Source organism: Blastococcus sp. CT_GayMR20 (assembly GCF_004570345.1).
Map to the genome: position 1 here is coordinate 1 of NZ_SPQM01000027.1, position 16,385 is coordinate 16,385.

A 16,385-nucleotide genomic window follows, 5' to 3' on the forward strand; every position below is an offset into this window, starting at 1 on the left:
ACCACCGCCAGGCCCTGCTGGCGATCGGGCGGACCGGCGGTTACATGCACGGTCTCGAACGCGACGTGTGGGGGCGGACGGACCCGCCGGAGCCGGACGGGACCGGACACGGCGCCCGGATGCTGGCCGCCACCCTCGCCTTCGAGACGATGATCGAGGGCACCGACCGCGAGCGCGCCGTCGAACTGGCACGGTTCTCCCTCGACGAGGACCGGCTCTGGTCGGTCGACAACGGGCTGTTCTGGGTGGTGGCGGCCCTCGTCCGGATGGTCGCCGACGACGAGCTCGGGGACTTCTGGGCGCGGGCCCGCGCCCAGGCGCACGCCCAGGGTTCGTTGTTCATGGCGATGTCGACCAGCCTCTGGGAGGGCTACTGGCGCTGGCGGCGCGGCGAGCTGGACGAGGCCCTGGCCTGCCTGACCGCGGCCCTCGACCAGGACCGGATGTGGGGCGGATCCGGCATCGGCGAGCCCTACACGCGGTCGTTCCAGATCGGCTGCCACCTCGACCGGGGCGACGTCGCGGCCGCCCGGGAGGTGGCCGACGCGGCGCTGAAGGGGCCGGCCGCCGGCGAGGGCGCCCGCCTCATGGAGCACGCGATCGCCCGGCTGCTCGCCGTCGAGGGCCGCCCCGCCGAGGCCCTGGCCATGCTCGACGCCATCCCGATGCCGGTGCCGGTCCGCAATCCGGCGTGGAACCCCTGGCTGACCACCGCGGCGATCTCGCTCGACCGCCTGGGCCGCACCGGGGAGGCGGTGACCCTCATGCAGGAGGAGGTGGACCGGCTGCGGCGGTGGGGCGCGCCGAGCTACCTCGGGACGGCGCTGTGCGGCCTCGGCCAGCTGCGGAGGGACGACGGCCTCGACGACGTGCGCGAGGCGGTCGACGTGCTCACGCCGACGTATGCCGCGGTGGAGCTCGCGCGGGCGCGGTGCGTGCTGGGCAGCAGCCCGCAGGTGCCGGACGACGAGGCGGTCGGGCTGCTGCACGCGGCGCTGGAGACGGCGCTCGACCGGGGAGCCGTCGGCATCACCCGGCGCGCCCGCGCCGCCCTGGCCCGTCGCGGCCGGCCGGACGAGAGCGGCCGGGACGCGCAGCGGTGCCCCACCTCGACCGAGCGCCGCATCGTCGAGCTCGCCGCGGCGGGCCTCGGCGTCCGTGACGTGGCGCAGCAGCTGTTCCTGACGCCGGGCACGGTGCAGGCGGTGCTGGAGTCGACGTCCGGGAACGGCTTCAAGTTCGCCGCAAGTCCGCCGACGGATCCTGGGTCGGTGAGCACCGGGAGGACGCCGTGACGCAGCAGGCGACGCCGCCGGCCGTGCTCCGCGCGGAGTCGCTGCGCGGGCTGTGCGGCGGGTCCGTGCAGCTGCCCGGCGACCCGGCCTACGACATGGCCCGCTCGCCCTGGAACCTGCAGATGCGCGACTACCCGGCGGCCGTGTGCTACCCGGCGTTCCCCGACGAGGTGGCCGAGGTGCTGCGCGCCGCGGGTGCTGCCGGGCTGCAGGTCGCGGCGCAGGGCACCGGCCACGGCGCCCCACCACTGGAAGGCCGGCTGGACGACGCGGTGCTGCTGCGCACGTCGGCCATGACGGAGCTCGAGGTCGACGCCGACCGGCGCACCGTCCGCGCCGGGGCCGGCGTCCTGTGGGGCGACCTCGCCGACACCGCGGGCCGGTGCGGGCTGGCGTCGCGGCATCCGTCGTCCCCGGACGTCGGTGTCGTGGGCTACTCCCTGGGCGGGGGGATCGGCTGGTACGCCCGGCGGCTGGGCCTGCAGTGCAACGCGATCACCGCCGTCGAGCTGGTCCTCGCCGACGGGACGTTCGTCCGTGCTTCCGCCGACCGCGACGCGGACCTGTTCTGGGCGCTGCGCGGGGGAGCGGCACCGCTGGGCGTGGTGACCGCGCTGGAGTTCGAGTTGTTCCCCCTGGAGACGGTGGTCGCCGGTGCGCTCGCCTGGGACTGGGCGGACGTCGAGCAGGTCCTGCCGGCGTGGGTGGCCTGGTGCGCCGACGTGCCCGAGGAGGCGACGACCTCCCTGCGGATGATCGACGTCCCGGCGATGGAACCGATCCCGCCCGAGCTCCACGGGCGGCAGATCGTCATGGTCGACGGGGCGGTGCTGGGCGACGACGCGTTCGCGCGCGAGGTGCTCGCGCCCCTGCGGGCCCTGCGGCCGCAGTTCGACACGGTGGCGCGGGTGCCGGCGGCGTCCCTGGTGCGCCTGCACCTCGACCCCGAGGGACCGACCCCGGCCTACGCCAGCAGCACCCTGGTGTCCGACCTCCCCGACGCGGCCATCGCCGGGATCCTGGAGGCCGTCGGGCCCGGGTCCGGGACGCGGCTGGCCGCCGCGGAGCTGCGGCAGCTCGGTGGGGCGCTGTCCCGGCCCGATCCCGACGGCGGAGCCCTCTCGTTCCTCGACGGCGCGTACCTCGCGCTCGGCCTCGGCATCGGCGGGGGCAGCGACCAGGACTGGGAACGTCAGCGGGCCGACGCCGCCCGCTACCTCGCCGCGGTGGAGCCCTGGGCCACCGGGCGGCAGTACCTGCCGATGCTCGACGACCGCACCGACACCCGGAAGGTCTTCCCGCCCGGCGTGCACGCACGGCTGTCGGCCATCCGCCGCGCCGCCGACCCGGGCGACCTCTTCCTGGCCCCGCACCCCGAGCACGCCCGACCTGAGAACGCTTGAGGCGGTCGCCTCAAGGCGGCCACAGCCCCCCGTCAAGGTCGGGAGCGCACGGTTCCTCCATCAGTCGGATCCACCCAGGAGGAACCCCGTGGCCCTCATCCTCGACGCCCACTACGCCGTCGACTCGGAGATCTCCTTCGACGACCTGCGCGCCCGGCTGACCGGGTCCGTGCACACCCCGTACGGCCCGGAGTACGACGCGCTCGTCTCCCCGTGGAACCTCGCCGTGGACATGCGGCCGGCGGCCGTCGTCGCCGTCCGTACCGCCGAGGACGTCGTCGAGACGGTGCGCTTCGCCGGCGCCCACGGCTTCACCACCGGCGTGCAGGCCACCGGCCACGGAGCCCACTCCTCGCTGGCCGGCCACCTGCTGATCGTCACCCGCGGCCTGGACGAGGTCACCGTCCACCCCGAGGGCTGGGCCCGCGTCGGCGCCGGCGTGAAGTGGTCGAAGCTGGTCGCCGCAGCGACGCCCTACGGCTTCGCCGGCCTCAACGGCTCCACCACGGACGTCGGCATCGTCGGCTACACGACCGGCGGCGGCGTCGGCCCGCTCGCCCGGACCTACGGCCTGGCCGCCGACCGCGTGCGCGCCTTCGAGGTCGTCACCGGGGACGGCGTCTTCCGGCGGGTCACCCCGACCCAGCACCCGGACCTGTTCTTCGCCCTGCGCGGGGGCAAGGGGGCCGCCGGCATCGTGACCGCGATCGAGTTCGACCTCGTCGACCTCCCGTCGTTCTACGGCGGGGCGGTCTACTTCGACGCCGAGGACGCGGCCGCGGTCATCGACCGGTGGCGGGGCTGGGCCGACGCCCTCCCGGACCTGGGGACGACGTCCTTCGTGATCTTCCAGCTGCCGCCGCTGCCGGAGATCCCGCCACCGCTCGCCGGGCGGATGACCCTCGGGATCCGGTTCGTGTGGACCGGGGACCCCGACGAGGGCGCCCGCCTGCTCGACGAGATGCGGGCGGTGGCACCGGTCATCCTGGACGACGCCCGCCAACGGCCGTACGCCGAGATCGACGCGGTCCACGCGGACCCGGTCGAGCCGATGCCGGTGACCGACCCGGCGATCCTGCTGAACGGCTTCCCGGCCGAGGCGGCCGGGCGGCTGCTGCAGGTGGCCGGCCCCGGCTCGGGCTCGCCGCAGGTCATGGTCGAGGTGCGGCACCTCGGCGGCGCCTACGCCCGCGACGGCGCGCACCCCAGCGCCTTCAGCCACCGGGCGGCGAAGTTCAGCGTGCTGACCCTCGGCGTCGCTGCGGACGCGGGCATGGCCGCCGGCGCGCTGGCCCACGCCGACCAACTGTTCGCGGCGCTGGGGGACTGGGACACCGGTGGGGTGTGGCCGAACTTCGGGATCCCGCACGACCGCGCCTCGGCCCTGCGGTCCTACGACGCGGCCACCCTGGCCCGGCTCCGCCAGGTCGTCGAGACCTACGACCCGCAGGGCGTCCTGCAGGCAGGGGCCTACACCCGGTCGTGACGCCCTGCGTCACGCGGTGAGGGCCGCCGTGAGGTCGCGGCGCAGCTCGACGACATCGGCGCCTCGGTCGGCCAGCACCTTCGCCGCCAGCCCCTGGCCCTCGCGGAGCAGCCCGAGGGCGATGTGCCCGTCGGCGATGCTCTTCGACTTCAGCGCGAGGGCCTCCCGGAGCGAGAGCTCCAGGACCTTCTTGGCCCGCGGGGTGAACGGGAGGTGACCCGGCACGTCGCGCGGGCCGGACGGTGCCCGGTCCAGGGCGCCGGCTCCGAAGGTCGCCTCGACACTGCTGCGGACGGCGTCCAGGTCGATGCCCAGGGCGGTCAGCGCCTCGGCGTCCAGGTCGCCGTCGCCGACGTAGCGGACCACCGCGTCGGCGACCTCGTCCCTGGTGAGCCCGTGCCGGGCCAGGACCGCCGCGCTCGGCGTCCGCTGACCCAGCAGGCTGAGCAGCAGGTGCTCGGTGCCGATGCGACCGTGGTGCAGCCGCCGTGCCTCGTGCTGCGCGCCGACGACGACCTCGCGGGCCTCGGCGGTGAAGCGTTCGAACATGTCAGTCCTTCCGCCGGAGCGGCCCGCGGCCGCTCGCGTACTTCTTGTGCACTGCCTGCCGGGTGACGCCGAGGAGCTGGGCGATCTGGTCCCACGTCCAGCCCTGCTCGCGGGCGCTGCCGACCTGGAGGGCCTCGAGCCGCTCGACCAGGACCCGGAGCGAGCGGACCGCTTTCAGCCCGATGGCGGGGTCCCGGCTGCTGGCGGCGGTGGCCACCTGCGCTGTGTCTGCCATGGCTGTCAACCTAGGTTGCTTCCACCGGATTGTCAACTGTGGTTGACAGCGCTCGGCAGGCACCCGCCCTCGGAGCGCGCTCGGTACGGCGCGCCCCCGCTCCGCTCGACGTGGGCGGCGTGGACGTCCTGGGTCTACAGCGTGAAGACGATCTTGCCGGCGGTGCGGCCCTCGAGCATCCGCTCGAAGCCCTCGCGCGCCTGGGACAGCGGCAGCTCGACGTCGATCTCCGGCCGGATCCCGGTCACGCTGCACATCTGGATCAGCGACTCGAGCTCCGCCCGGGTGCCCATCGTCGAGCCGATGACGGACAGCTGGGTGAAGAACACCCGGTTGAGCTCGGCGCCGGGGTTGAAGCCGGTCGTCGCGCCGGAGGTGACCACGACGCCGCCGGGCTTGAGCGACTTGATGCTGTGCGACCAGGTGGCGTCGCCGACGGTCTCCATGACGCCGTCCACCCGCTCGGGCAGCCGCGCCCCGGTCTCGAACGCCTGCTCGGCACCGAGCGCGAGCGCGGCGGCGCGCTTCTCCTCGCTGCGCCCGGTCACCCACATCCGGTAGCCGGCGGCCCGCCCCAGCACGATCAGCGCGGTGGCGACGCCGCCGCTGGCGCCCTGCACGAGCACCGTCTGCCCGGGGCGCAGGCCCGACTTCACGAACAGCATCCGGTAGGCGGTCAGCCAGGCGGTGGGCAGGCAGGCGGCCTCGGCGAACGACAGCTCCGACGGCTTGGGCAGCAGGTTGCCCTTCGGGACGACGACCTTCTCGGCCATCGTCCCCTGGTGCAGCTCGGAGAACAGCGAGCGCTTCGGGTCCAGCGTCTCGTCTCCGGTCCACCCGGGGCTGGCGACGACGCCGTGGACGACGACCTCGTTGCCGTCGGGGTCGAGCCCGGCGGCGTCGGTGCCGAGGATCATCGGCATGCGCTCCTGCGGCAGGCCGATGCCCTGCAGGCTGAACAGGTCGTGGTGGTTCAGGGAGACCGCCTTGACCTCGACCGTCGTCCAGCCGTCGGGCGCCTCGGGCTCGGGCCGGTCACCGACCTCCAGGACTGACAGCGGGTCCTCGGGCGCAGGCGTCGATACGAAGGCGGCGAGCATGCAGGGAAGCTAACGAACGATCACGACGGCGTCCTGCCGGGGTACCAACTCGCCGATCACCGGCGCCCCGGGGACCTCGCCGCCCAGCAGTAGTCCGCCGGAGGTCTGCGCGTCGGCGAGGAGCAGCGCCTCGTCCTCCGACACGGCCGACAGGTCGGTGTGCGGGCGCACCCAGTCGAGGTTGCGCCGTGTCCCGCCGGAGACGAAGCCGTCGGCCAGGGCCTCGCGCGCCCCCACCAGGTAGGGGACGGCGGCGGCGTCGACCACCGCCGTGACCCCGCTCGCGCGCGCCATCTTGTAGAGGTGGCCCAGCAGGCCGAAGCCGGTGACGTCGGTGCCGGCGCGGATCCCCGCGGCCACCGCTGCCCGGCCGGCCTCGCGGTTGAGCGCCGTCATCGAGGCGACCGCCTCCTCGGAGACCTCGCCCGTCGCCTTCATCCGGCTGTTGAGCACCCCGACGCCGAGCGGCTTGGTCAGCGACACCGCCGTCCCGGCGACGGCCGCGTCGTTGCGGATGATCCGGTCGAGGTCGACCAGGCCGGTCACGGCCATGCCGTACTTGGGTTCGGGGTCGTCGATCGAGTGGCCGCCGCCGACGTGGCAGCCGGCCTCCTGGGCCACCTCGAGACCGCCGCGCAGCACCTCGGCGGCCAGCTCGGCGGGCAGCACGTCGCGGGGCCAGCCGAGCAGGTTCACGGCGACGACCGGGGTGCCGCCCATCGCGTAGACGTCCGACAGCGCGTTGGCGGCCGCGATCCGGCCGAAGGTGTACGCGTCGTCGACGACGGGGGTGAAGAAGTCGGTGGTGAGCACCAGCCCCTGGTTGCCGGCGATGCGCACCACGGCCGCGTCGTCCCCGTCGTCCAGCCCGACCACCAGTTCGGCGTTGGGAGCAGCGGGACCGGTCGCGGTCAGGCCGGCCACCACCGCCTCGAGCTCGCCGGGTGGGATCTTGCAGGCACAGCCGCCGCCGTGTGCGAACTGGGTGAGGCGGATCCGGGCCGGTGCAGTCGTCACCCCGACGACGGTAGCCGCGCCGGCGGTGGCGCGTGATCATGAGCGGGTCCACGAGGAGGCCCCGTGCGCGTCCTGCTGCTCGCCGTCCTGCTGCTGCTCGCCGGCTGCTCGGGCCCGGATGCGGAGCCCGCAGCGACGGCGTCGTCCGCCTCCGCGGCGCCGGAAGGCTTCGACCAGGCACTGCACGACGAGTTGATCGCCATGCTCGAGCGCGACCAGAGCGGCCGCACCGGCGGGTCGGACGCCGAGGGCGATGCCGCCCGGACGGAACGGATGAAGGAAATTCTCGCCGAGCACGGCTGGCCGACCTTCGACCTCGTCGGGACGGACGGCGAGGACGCGGCGTGGGCGATCGTCCAGCACTCCGACCAGGACCCGGCCTTCCAGCGGGAGGCGCTCGAGCTGCTGCGCGCGGCGGTCGCTCAGGCGCAGGGCTCGCCGGGCAACCTCGCCTACCTCACCGACCGGATCGCGGCGGGCGCCGGCGAGCCGCAGACCTACGGCACCCAGGTCGGCTGCGGACCCGACGGGCCGGTGCCCGCGCCGCTCGCCGTCCCTTCCGCCGTCGACGCACGCCGCGCGGAGGTGGGGCTGGCACCGATGGCCGAGTACCTCGCCGAGATGGCGGCGATCTGCGCCGAGGACTGAGAAAGGACCCGCCTGCCCCCCCCGCTCGCACGCTCGCCGCGGGCCTCTGCAGGAGAGCCACGCTCAGAGGCGCCCTCCGGGCAGGACGACGAGCCGCGGTGCCTTCGCCGCCGGTGCCGCCGTCCGGCCGAGCGCCCGCCCGGCGGGGTGCCCGTCGGCCGGAGGGGTGCCGAAGTCGGTGAGGTCCCGCCGCGGCGCCGTCTCGGAGGTGAGCTCGACGCTCTCGATGCGGTCCTCGCGGAACCAGCGCATCGCATCCCGCTCGCGGCACCACGCGACCAGGAACCAGTGCCGGCCGCTCTTGGCCAGCAGCTGCGGCTCGACCTCGCGACGGGAGGTCGTGCCCTTGCTGTCCCGGTACCGGACCACCAGCACGCGGCGGCGCGTCACCGCCTGCTCGACGACCGACCGGATCTCCGCGGAGTGACCGGCCTCCGCACTGACCCACAGGCTGGTCGCCAGCAGCTGGGACCGGCGACCCGGGTCGGGCTCGAGTGCGCCGAGGACCTTCTCCAGGGCCGACCGCCCGTCCGCGCTGAACGGGCCGTCCGGCTGAGCGGCGAGCGCCACCGCGACCGCCGCTGCCTCCTCGGGCGTGAGGGTGACCGGCGGCAGCGTGGCGGCGGGGCGGGGCTCGGTGCGGGTCATGCGGGGATGGTGACGAGCCCCTCTGACAGTTTCTGCGGAGCGCCCGCCACGTAGGCTGCCGGACGGAGGCGTCAGGGTGTCTGGTGACCCCCGCGGCCTCTAAAGCCGACGTGGCCGAGCAGCTCGGTCAGGCGGGTTCGATTCCCGTCCGCCTCCGCCATCCCGCCTCGTCGCCCGGGCGCCGCCTACGCTGAGTAGCGATGAGCGATCCCCGCCGGCAGGTGCCCCGCACCGACACCCTGCTCGCCGACCCGCAACTCGCGGCCGCCGGCGAGCGGCTCGGCCTCGGCCTGGTGAAGGACGTCGTCCAGCGCGTGCAGCAGCGCATCCGTGACGGCGAGGTCTCCCCGCCCCACGCGGTGGACGCCGTCCTCGCCGCGCTCCCGAGCACGGCGAGCAGCCTGCGGCCCGTCCTGAACGCGACCGGCGTGCTGGTGCACACCAACCTCGGCCGGTCGCCACTGTCCGCGGCCGCCGTCGAGGCCGTGGTCGCGGCGAGCGGCACGACCGACGTCGAGCTCGACCTGGCCACCGGCCGGCGCGGCCCCCGCGGGGAGGCGGCGATCGCCGCGCTCCTGGCCGCCGTCCCGGCCGCCGAGGCGGCGATCGTGGTCAACAACTGCGCGGCGGCCCTCGCCCTGGTCGCGACCGTGCTCGGTCAGGGGCGCGAGCTCGTCCTCGCTCGCGGTGAGCTGGTCGAGATCGGCGACGGCTTCCGCATCCCCGACCTGCTCGTCTCCACCGGCGCCCGCCTGCACGAGGTCGGGACGACCAACCGGGTCACGCTCGCCGACTACCGCGGCGCCCTGGGCCCGGAGACCGGCGCCGTCCTCAAGGTGCACCCGTCGAACTTCGTCGTCCGCGGTTTCACCCGGGAGGTCGATGTCGCCGACCTGGCAGGAGCGCTCGACGGCACCGGCACCCCACTGGTCGCCGACATCGGGTCCGGGCTCCTCCAGCCGCATCCGCGGCTCCCCGAGGAGCCGGACGCGCAGGGCACCCTCGCGGCGGGCGCCGACCTGGTCCTGGCGAGCGGGGACAAGCTGCTCGGGGGACCGCAGGCCGGCCTGGTCCTGGGCCGGGCAGAGCTCGTCCAGCGTCTCCGCCGGCACCCGCTGTACCGGGCGCTGCGGGTCGACAAGACGACGCTCGCCGCGCTCGAGGCCACGCTGCGCGGGCCGCTGGCGCCCGTCCAGGAGATGCTCGCCGCAGATGTCGACGGCCTTCGGGTGCGTGCCCGCAGGCTGGCCGCCCATCTGGCAGCGCAGGGTGTCGACGCCGCGGCCGTCGACGCCGAGGCGCGGGTCGGCGGGGGAGGGGCGCCTGAGCACCCGCTGCCCAGCGCGGCCGTCTCGCTGCCCGCCTCCTTCGCCGAACCCCTGCGGCGGGGCGCCCCGCCGGTCGTCGGCTACCTGGACGGCGACCGCACGCTGCTGAACCTGCGCAGCCTCCTGCCCTCGGCGGACGACGACCTCGCCGCGGCCGTGCTGGCGGTCGCCGCGCAGTGAGCTCCATGCACGTGATCGCCACCGCCGGCCACGTCGACCACGGCAAGTCGGCCCTGGTACGAGCGCTCACCGGGATGGAGCCCGACCGCTGGGCCGAGGAGCGCCGCCGGGGCCTCACCATCGACCTCGGCTTCGCCTGGACGACGCTGCCGTCGGGACGACGGATCGCGGTGGTCGACGTCCCCGGGCACGAGCGGTTCGTCGGCAACATGCTGGCCGGCGTCGGGTCGGTGCCGGCGGCGCTGCTCGTGGTCGCCGCGGACGACGGCTGGTCGGCCCAGACCGCCGAGCACGTGGCCGTCCTCGACGCCCTCGGGGTCCGGCACGCCCTGCTCGCGGTGAGCAAGGCCGACCTCGCCGACCCGGACCCCGTGCTGGCCGACGTCGGGGAGAGGCTCCGCCGCACGTCCATGGGCGACGTCCCGGGGATGGCGGTGAGTGCCCTCACCGGTGCCGGCCTGCCCGATCTGACCGCGGGTCTCGAGCAGCTCCTGGCCGGCCTGCCGTCCCCGGACCCGGCCGCACCGGTGCGGCTCTGGATCGACCGCGCCTTCACCATCCGCGGCGCGGGCACCGTGGTCACCGGCACGCTCGCCGCGGGCGCCGTCGACGGCGAGGACCGGCTGCAGCTCGGCGACCGCAAGGTGGTGGTGCGCGGGGTGCAGTCGCTCGGCGAGCCGGTCGACCGCGCCGTCGCGACCGCGCGGGTGGCCCTCAACCTGCGCGGCGTCGCCGTCGAGGACCTCTCGCGGGGGGACGCCCTGCTGACGCCCGGCGCGTTCCGCTCCACCGCCACCGTCGACGTCACCCTGGCCCGCGCACCGGAGGACCGGCTGCCCGCGGAGGCGGTGGTGCACGTCGGCTCGGCCACGGTGGGCGCCCGCGTCCGGCCGCTGGACGGGACGGTCGTCCGGCTCCGGCTGAACGCGCCGCTGCCCCTGCGGATCGGCGACCGGCTGCTGCTGCGCGACCCCGGCACCCGCCGGGTGCTCGGCGCCGACGTGCGGGACGTCGACCCGCCGGAGCTCCGCCGTCGGGGCGCGGCCCGGCAGCGGGCCGCCGAGCTCGCCGCCCAGCCCCATGGCACCGCCGGTGCCGCGGCCGATCTCGCCCGGCGGAGAGTCGTGCGGGCCGGGGATTTCGCCGCCATGGGCTGGCCGGTGCCGCCCGGGGCCACCCTGCACGGCCCGTGGCTGATGGCCGGCGGGCTGGCCGACGAGCTCGCCGGCCGCGTGCCGGACGTCGTCGTGCGTTTCCGCAGGCTGCGGCCGCTCGAGCCGGGCCCGCCGGTGGAGGTCGTGCGCCGGGCGCTCGACCTGCCGGACGCCGACCTGGTGGCCGGCGTCGTCCGGCCGCCGCTCGTGCTGCGGGACGGCCGCGTGGTCCACGCGGCGGCGGAACTGCCGCCGCAGGTCCAGCGTGCGGTGGACGACGTCCGCGCCCGGCTGGCCGGGGACCCGTTCGCCGCACCCGAGGCAGGAGACCTCCAGGCCGCGGGCCTCGGCCCGCGCGAGCTGGCGGCGGCGGTGCGCAGCGGCCAGTTGGTGCGGATCGCCGGCGGCGTCCACCTCGCCCCCGGCGTGGCCGAGGAGGCGCGGAAGCGGCTGGTCCCCCTCGACCAGCCGTTCAGCGTGAGCCAGGCGCGCCGGGCCTGGGGAACCAGCCGCCGGGTCGCCGTGCCGCTGATGGAATGGCTCGACGCCCAGGGTGTGACAGTCCGGCTGCCGGACAACACCCGCCGCCTGCGCTGAAGCGCCGATGGAGGTCGTGTGTCCGTCACCGCCAGCGAGGCTCGTCAGCGGCTCTTCCCGCTGATCGAGGAGGTCAACGCCGAGTGGTGATCTCTCAGGTTGCTGGTCGCGCCGGATCGACCAGGAGCACCGGCTGGTCTACACGGTCCCAGGGGAACAGCTCGTCGTGCTGCAGGCTCGCTACCACTACTGAGTCCTGTGGGTGGCGCCCCCTCTCCCCGGTCGCCGGTCGGTACCCAGCGGGGGCGTGAGGGTACGGCTGCCCGGACAACATCCGTCGACTCCGCCTTGCTTGCGGGGCTCGTCTGAGCAGCCCCGCGACGGAGCCGTGGGTCATCCCTTGGAGTGCCCTGAGCCGCCCAGCTGCTGACACGCTGCGCATCGGGAGGGTTACTTACTGTGCAGCTCGGCCACGGGGTCAGCGCGATTCCTCACGAACGCGGAAGAACAGGTCACGCAATGTCACCAGGATTCGGATCCTCGCCCAGGCGCGGACGCACGAGCAAGCGCATGCTCCGCGGCGTCGCCGTCTCGACGTTGGGTGCCCTGCTCGCCGGCTCCGGGCTCGGTGTCGCCCACGCCGAGGTGGACCCTGCGCTGGGCTACGACGCGATCGCGAACAAGGGTTCCCTGTTCAACATCGCCGAAGTCGTCGGCGCCCACGACGCCTACCGCAAGGGGCTCACGGGCAAGGGCGTCGGCGTGGCGCTGATCGACACCGGCGTCGCCCCTGTGCCCGGCCTGACGAGCGGCAACGTCGTCAACGGACCGGACCTGTCGTTCGACAGCCAGCTGGACGGGATGGCGCATCTCGACGCCTTCGGCCACGGCACCCACATGGCGTCGATCATCGCCGGCCGGGATGCCGCGGGGACTCCGTCGTCCTACCTCGACCCCGGCCGCTTCACCGGGATCGCGCCCGACGCCACCCTGGTGAACGTCAAGGTCGGGGCGAGCAACGGGGCGGTGGACGTCACCCAGGTCATCGCGGCCATCGACTGGGTCGTCGAGCACGCGAAGGACCCAGGGCTCAACATCCGCGTGATCACGCTGGCCTACGGCACCGACTCGTTGCAGAGCAGCACGGTCGACCCCCTCGCCTACGCCGTCGAGAACGCCTGGAGGAAGGGCATCGTCGTCGTCGCCGCGGGCGGGAACGACGGCCGGCCGGACAAGACGCTGGCAAACCCGGCCTACGACCCGCACGTGCTCGCCGTCGGCGCGATGGACAGTGCCGGCACGGTGAGCTCCTCCGACGACACCGTCCCGAACTGGTCGACGCGGGGCACCGATGCCCGGCACGTCGACGTCGTCGCCCCTGGCGTCTCGGTGCTCGGGCTGCGCGTGCCCGGTGGCGTGTCGGACTCGAACAACCCGCAGGCCCGGGTCGGGGAACGGTTCGCACGCGCCTCGGGCACGTCGCAGGCAACCGCCGTCGCCGCCGGTGAGGCGGCGCTGATCCTGCAGAAGTACCCCTGGCTCGCACCGGACCAGGTGAAGCAGCTGATGACGACCACCGCCAGCGGCATCCTCTCCTCGCTGCCGATCTTGAGCGGCAGCGGTCTGGTCAACCTCCGGGCGGTGCTGTTCAACCCCGTCAACTCCCTCCTTGGAACCGTCGGCGGGCTGCTGGACTCCCTCGGCACCAAGCGCTGGGGGTCGGGCACGGGTTCGCTGGAGAAGGCGCGCGGCAGCTTCCACGTGGGCGCGGGTGCGACGGAGCTCCGGGGCGAGATCGACATCTTCGGCCGTGCCTGGAGCGGCTACACCTGGACGCGGCAGGCCTCCGGCGGCTCCGTCTGGAACTACGGCGCCTGGCTCGGGCAGCGCATGACCGGCGACGGCTGGCAGGACCACAGCTGGCCGACCGCCTCCTGGCCCGCCACCGACTGGACCGGCGCCAGCTGGACTGCCGACGCCTGGTCGGCGAAGACGTGGAGCAACGGGTCGTGGTCGGCGAAGACGTGGAGCGGCGACACGTGGTCGGCGAAGACGTGGAGCGGCGACACGTGGTCGGCGAAGACGTGGAGCGGCGACACGTGGTCGGCCAAGACCTGGAGCAGCGAGAACTGGTCGTGACCGGGCCGCCGGGGACGTCGAAACGGCACGTCCTCCTCGACTGACCCGGTGGGGTGAGGCAGAGCGGGGTGGGACTCAACGTCCCACCCCGCTCTGCCGTCCTGGTCAGGGAGGAGGTGAGGAAATGGTGCCAGGTCTGCGTACGGCCCTGCGACCGGCGCGGCAGACGGTGCTCGTCGTCGCGATGATCGCCGCGCTGCTGTCCCTCACCCTGCTCGTCGGGCACCCGTTCGTGGGGCTGGGGCCCTACCTCGGGTTCGCGAACCTGCCCTGGTGGGCGTTGGGCGTCGGGTTCGCCGCCACCGAGGCATGCGTCTTCTACCTGCAGACCAAGCGGGAGGCACGGACGGTCTCGATCAGCGAGCTGCCGCTCGTCCTCGGTCTGTTCCTCGCCTCGCCGGCGCAGCTGCTGCTCGGCCGCCTGGCCGGGTCGGTCGCGGTCTTCGTGATCCACCGGGGCGCCCCGGTGTTGAAGACGACGTGGAATCTCGCGCTCGTCAGCCTGCAGACCGCCGTAGCCGTCGCCCTGTTCCACCTCCTCGCCGACGGCCGGGAGGTGAGCAGCCCGCTGGTCTGGCTCGGTGCCTACGCCGGGGCGATCGCCGCCAACTGCGTCGCCAGCATCGCCCTCGCTCTCGTCATCGCGATCTACGAGCGCGACCTGCGCATCCGTCCGATCCTCGACGACATGGTGAAGGGCGAGCCCTTCGCACCGTTCGTGGTCACCCTCGCGCTGATCGCGGTGATGAGCCTCTCGGCCGCCCGGCACAGCGCATGGCTGCTGCTGGTCACCGGTACCGGCCTGCTGCTCGGCTATCGGGCCTATGCCTCGCTCGCCAACCGGCACCTGGGCACCGAGCGGCTGTACCGCTTCGCCCAGGCCGTCACCAGCGCCCCGGAGGTCGACGAGACCCTGCGCAAGCTGCTGCAGGAGGCCAAAGAGCTGTTGCGCGCCGAGCGCGCCGAGGTCGCCTTCGTGGCCTCCGACGGCGGGGACGTCGCGCACGTGCGGCTCGGTGCCACCGGGCGCCTCGGACGCTCCTCGGAGCCTCCCGCGCCGGCGGACCAGTGGCTGATCTCGCGCGTCGTCGGCGAGGGGGAACCGCTGCTGATCAGCCGCGGGACCCGGGACGCCGTCGAACGGCGGTGGCTCGACGCCCAGGTCGCCCGCGAGGCGGTAGCGGTGCCCCTGCGCGGCGGGACCGGCATCCTCGGCGTCCTCATCGCGACCGACCGGATCGGGGACGTCCGCACCTTCGCCGACGACGACGTACGGCTGCTCGAGACGGTGGCCAGCCACGCCAGCGTGGCGCTGCAGAACGGCAAGCTGATGGACCAGCTGCGGCACGAGGCGATCCACGACGCGCTGACCGGGCTGCCGAACCGGACCGCCCTCCAGCGCCAGCTGGCGGCTGCGCTGGAGGAGGTGGCCGACGGCCGTTCGCCCGGTGCCGCGGTCATGATCCTCGACCTCGACAGCTTCAAGGAGGTCAACGACACCCTGGGTCACCAGCACGGCGACCAGCTCCTCATCGAGGTCGGTGCGCGCCTGAGCACCGCGGCCGGCCCCGCCGGCTTCGTCGCGCGGCTGGGCGGTGACGAGTTCGCCGTCCTGCTGAGCGGCATGGACGACGAGGACCGCGCCATCCGGGTGGGCCGACGACTGCTGCGCTCCCTGGAGCAGCCGGTGTCGCTCGACGGGCTCGAGATCGAGGTGGGCGGTTCGCTCGGCGTGGCCATGGCCCCCGTACACGCCTCGGACCCGGCCGGGTTGCTCAAGCGCGCCGACATGGCGATGTACGACGCCAAGGCGTCCACCGGTGGACTCCGGCTCTACGAGCCCGACCCGGACTCGGACAACCCCCGCCGGCTCATGCTCGTGTCCGAGCTGCGCACGGCGCTCAACCAGGGCCGGATCGAGGTGCACGTCCAGCCCCAGGCAGCACTGTCGACCGGGAAGACCGTCAGCGTCGAGGCGCTGGTCCGGTGGAACCACGCCGACCTCGGTCCCATCCCGCCCGACGAGTTCATCCCGATCGCCGAGCGCAGCGGGCTCGTCGGCCTGATCACGACGCGGGTCCTCGACGCCTCCCTCGCCGCCGTGGCCGACTGGCAGCGGCACGGCGTGGAGCTCGGCATCGCGGTCAACCTGTCGGCCCGCAGCCTGCAGGACACCGACCTGGTCGACGAGGTGTCCCGTCTCCTCCGCCGGCACGGCGTCCCCGCGTCGCGGCTGACCCTCGAGGTGACCGAGAGCTCGGTCATGGCCGACCCGACGCGGGCGATCGCGCTGCTGCACCAGTTGCGGGCGCTCGGGGTCCGCCTCTCCGTAGACGACTTCGGCACGGGCTACTCGTCGCTGTCCTACCTCAAGAGCCTGCCGGTCCAAGAGGTCAAGATCGACCGCAGCTTCGTCACCGGCCTCAGCAACCAGAGCGAAGACGTCGCCATCGTCCGGGCGATCGTGGACCTGGGCCGGCATCTCGGCCTGGAGGTCGTCGCGGAGGGCGTCGAGGACCGTCCGACCTGGGACCTTCTCGCCTCGATGGGGTGCGACCTCGTGCAGGGTTGGCACCTCGCCCGCCCCATGCCGGTGGACGAGCTCGTCCCATGGATGAGGGCACACGCGGGCACTGCGTCGCGCCCCGCGCTCCACGCCCTCTGAC

13 protein-coding genes, 1 tRNA gene and 1 pseudogene are annotated in these 16,385 nt (G+C 74.3%); 10 read left to right on the plus strand and 5 right to left on the minus strand.

Annotation, left to right across the window (positions count from 1 at the left end):
• The 3 genes from E4P40_RS08960 to E4P40_RS08970 all read left to right on the plus strand — a co-directional run.
• Positions 1-1,295, plus strand: a 1,295-nt coding sequence (locus E4P40_RS08960) for a helix-turn-helix domain-containing protein (protein ID WP_167762160.1), incomplete at its 5' end; no start/stop codon positions are given.
• Positions 1,292-2,698, plus strand: a complete 1,407-nt coding sequence (locus tag E4P40_RS08965) for an FAD-binding oxidoreductase (RefSeq protein ID WP_245160219.1) — start codon at positions 1,292-1,294, stop codon at positions 2,696-2,698. The genes E4P40_RS08960 and E4P40_RS08965, both read left to right, overlap by 4 nt.
• A gap of 88 nt (positions 2,699-2,786) precedes the next feature.
• Positions 2,787-4,184, plus strand: a complete 1,398-nt coding sequence (locus E4P40_RS08970; protein WP_135158328.1) for an FAD-binding oxidoreductase — start codon at positions 2,787-2,789, stop codon at positions 4,182-4,184.
• A 9-nt stretch (positions 4,185-4,193) separates the two neighbouring features.
• Here E4P40_RS08970 and E4P40_RS08975 read toward each other — a convergent pair whose 3' ends face one another.
• From E4P40_RS08975 to selD, 4 genes are all read right to left on the minus strand, one after another.
• Complete coding sequence (locus E4P40_RS08975) at positions 4,194-4,733, minus strand: Clp protease N-terminal domain-containing protein (protein WP_135158329.1); 540 nt, start codon at positions 4,731-4,733, stop codon at positions 4,194-4,196.
• A gap of 1 nt (position 4,734) precedes the next feature.
• Positions 4,735-4,968 (minus strand): helix-turn-helix domain-containing protein, encoded by a 234-nt coding sequence (locus tag E4P40_RS08980; RefSeq protein WP_135158330.1) that lies wholly within the window; start codon positions 4,966-4,968, stop codon positions 4,735-4,737.
• A gap of 134 nt (positions 4,969-5,102) precedes the next feature.
• Positions 5,103-6,068 (minus strand): zinc-binding dehydrogenase, encoded by a 966-nt coding sequence (locus E4P40_RS08985; RefSeq protein WP_135158331.1) that lies wholly within the window; start codon positions 6,066-6,068, stop codon positions 5,103-5,105.
• Positions 6,069-6,077: 9 nt separating this feature from the next.
• Positions 6,078-7,085 carry a selenide, water dikinase SelD gene (gene selD / locus E4P40_RS08990; protein WP_209305232.1) on the minus strand — a complete coding sequence of 336 codons (1,008 nt, stop codon included), beginning with the start codon at positions 7,083-7,085 and terminating at the stop codon, positions 6,078-6,080.
• A gap of 63 nt (positions 7,086-7,148) precedes the next feature.
• On the opposite strand from selD, the gene E4P40_RS08995 reads away from it, so the two are divergent.
• Entirely contained in the window at positions 7,149-7,733 is a 585-nt protein-coding gene (locus E4P40_RS08995; RefSeq protein ID WP_135158332.1) for a DUF6624 domain-containing protein, read from the plus strand.
• A 63-nt stretch (positions 7,734-7,796) separates the two neighbouring features.
• Here E4P40_RS08995 and E4P40_RS09000 read toward each other — a convergent pair whose 3' ends face one another.
• Positions 7,797-8,381, minus strand: coding sequence for a WYL domain-containing protein (locus tag E4P40_RS09000; RefSeq protein ID WP_135158333.1), 585 nt, complete (start codon positions 8,379-8,381; stop codon positions 7,797-7,799).
• A 64-nt stretch (positions 8,382-8,445) separates the two neighbouring features.
• On the opposite strand from E4P40_RS09000, the gene E4P40_RS28005 reads away from it, so the two are divergent.
• The 6 genes and pseudogenes from E4P40_RS28005 (at position 8,446) to E4P40_RS09025 (ending at position 16,384) form a co-directional block, all read left to right on the plus strand.
• Positions 8,446-8,541: transfer RNA gene (locus tag E4P40_RS28005), tRNA-OTHER, on the plus strand.
• Between the two features lie 40 nt (positions 8,542-8,581).
• Positions 8,582-9,889, plus strand: coding sequence for an L-seryl-tRNA(Sec) selenium transferase (gene selA, locus E4P40_RS09005; protein WP_135158334.1), 1,308 nt, complete (start codon positions 8,582-8,584; stop codon positions 9,887-9,889).
• A gap of 5 nt (positions 9,890-9,894) precedes the next feature.
• Positions 9,895-11,640, plus strand: a complete 1,746-nt coding sequence (gene selB, locus E4P40_RS09010; protein ID WP_135158335.1) for a selenocysteine-specific translation elongation factor — start codon at positions 9,895-9,897, stop codon at positions 11,638-11,640.
• Between the two features lie 97 nt (positions 11,641-11,737).
• Positions 11,738-11,833: pseudogene (locus tag E4P40_RS29520) on the plus strand (type II toxin-antitoxin system YoeB family toxin); the annotation flags it as partial.
• Positions 11,834-12,150: 317 nt separating this feature from the next.
• Complete coding sequence (locus E4P40_RS09020) at positions 12,151-13,719, plus strand: S8 family serine peptidase (protein WP_167762161.1); 1,569 nt, start codon at positions 12,151-12,153, stop codon at positions 13,717-13,719.
• A gap of 124 nt (positions 13,720-13,843) precedes the next feature.
• Positions 13,844-16,384: a bifunctional diguanylate cyclase/phosphodiesterase gene (locus E4P40_RS09025; RefSeq protein ID WP_135158337.1), complete on the plus strand. Its 2,541-nt coding sequence runs from the start codon at positions 13,844-13,846 to the stop codon at positions 16,382-16,384.
• The last annotated feature ends 1 nt before the right edge of the window (position 16,385 follow it).

Bases quoted from the DNA above. Each gene is read 5' to 3' on its own strand.
- E4P40_RS08985 (WP_135158331.1), bottom strand. From the start codon at position 6,068: ATGCTCGCCGCCTTCGTATCGACGCCTGCGCCCGAGGACCCGCTGTCA.
- selB (WP_135158335.1), top strand. From the start codon at position 9,895: ATGCACGTGATCGCCACCGCCGGCCACGTCGACCACGGCAAGTCGGCC.
- selA (WP_135158334.1), top strand. From the start codon at position 8,582: ATGAGCGATCCCCGCCGGCAGGTGCCCCGCACCGACACCCTGCTCGCC.
- E4P40_RS08975 (WP_135158329.1), bottom strand. From the start codon at position 4,733: ATGTTCGAACGCTTCACCGCCGAGGCCCGCGAGGTCGTCGTCGGCGCG.
- E4P40_RS09000 (WP_135158333.1), bottom strand. From the start codon at position 8,381: ATGACCCGCACCGAGCCCCGCCCCGCCGCCACGCTGCCGCCGGTCACC.
- E4P40_RS09020 (WP_167762161.1), top strand. From the start codon at position 12,151: ATGCTCCGCGGCGTCGCCGTCTCGACGTTGGGTGCCCTGCTCGCCGGC.
- E4P40_RS09025 (WP_135158337.1), top strand. From the start codon at position 13,844: ATGGTGCCAGGTCTGCGTACGGCCCTGCGACCGGCGCGGCAGACGGTG.
- E4P40_RS08980 (WP_135158330.1), bottom strand. From the start codon at position 4,968: ATGGCAGACACAGCGCAGGTGGCCACCGCCGCCAGCAGCCGGGACCCC.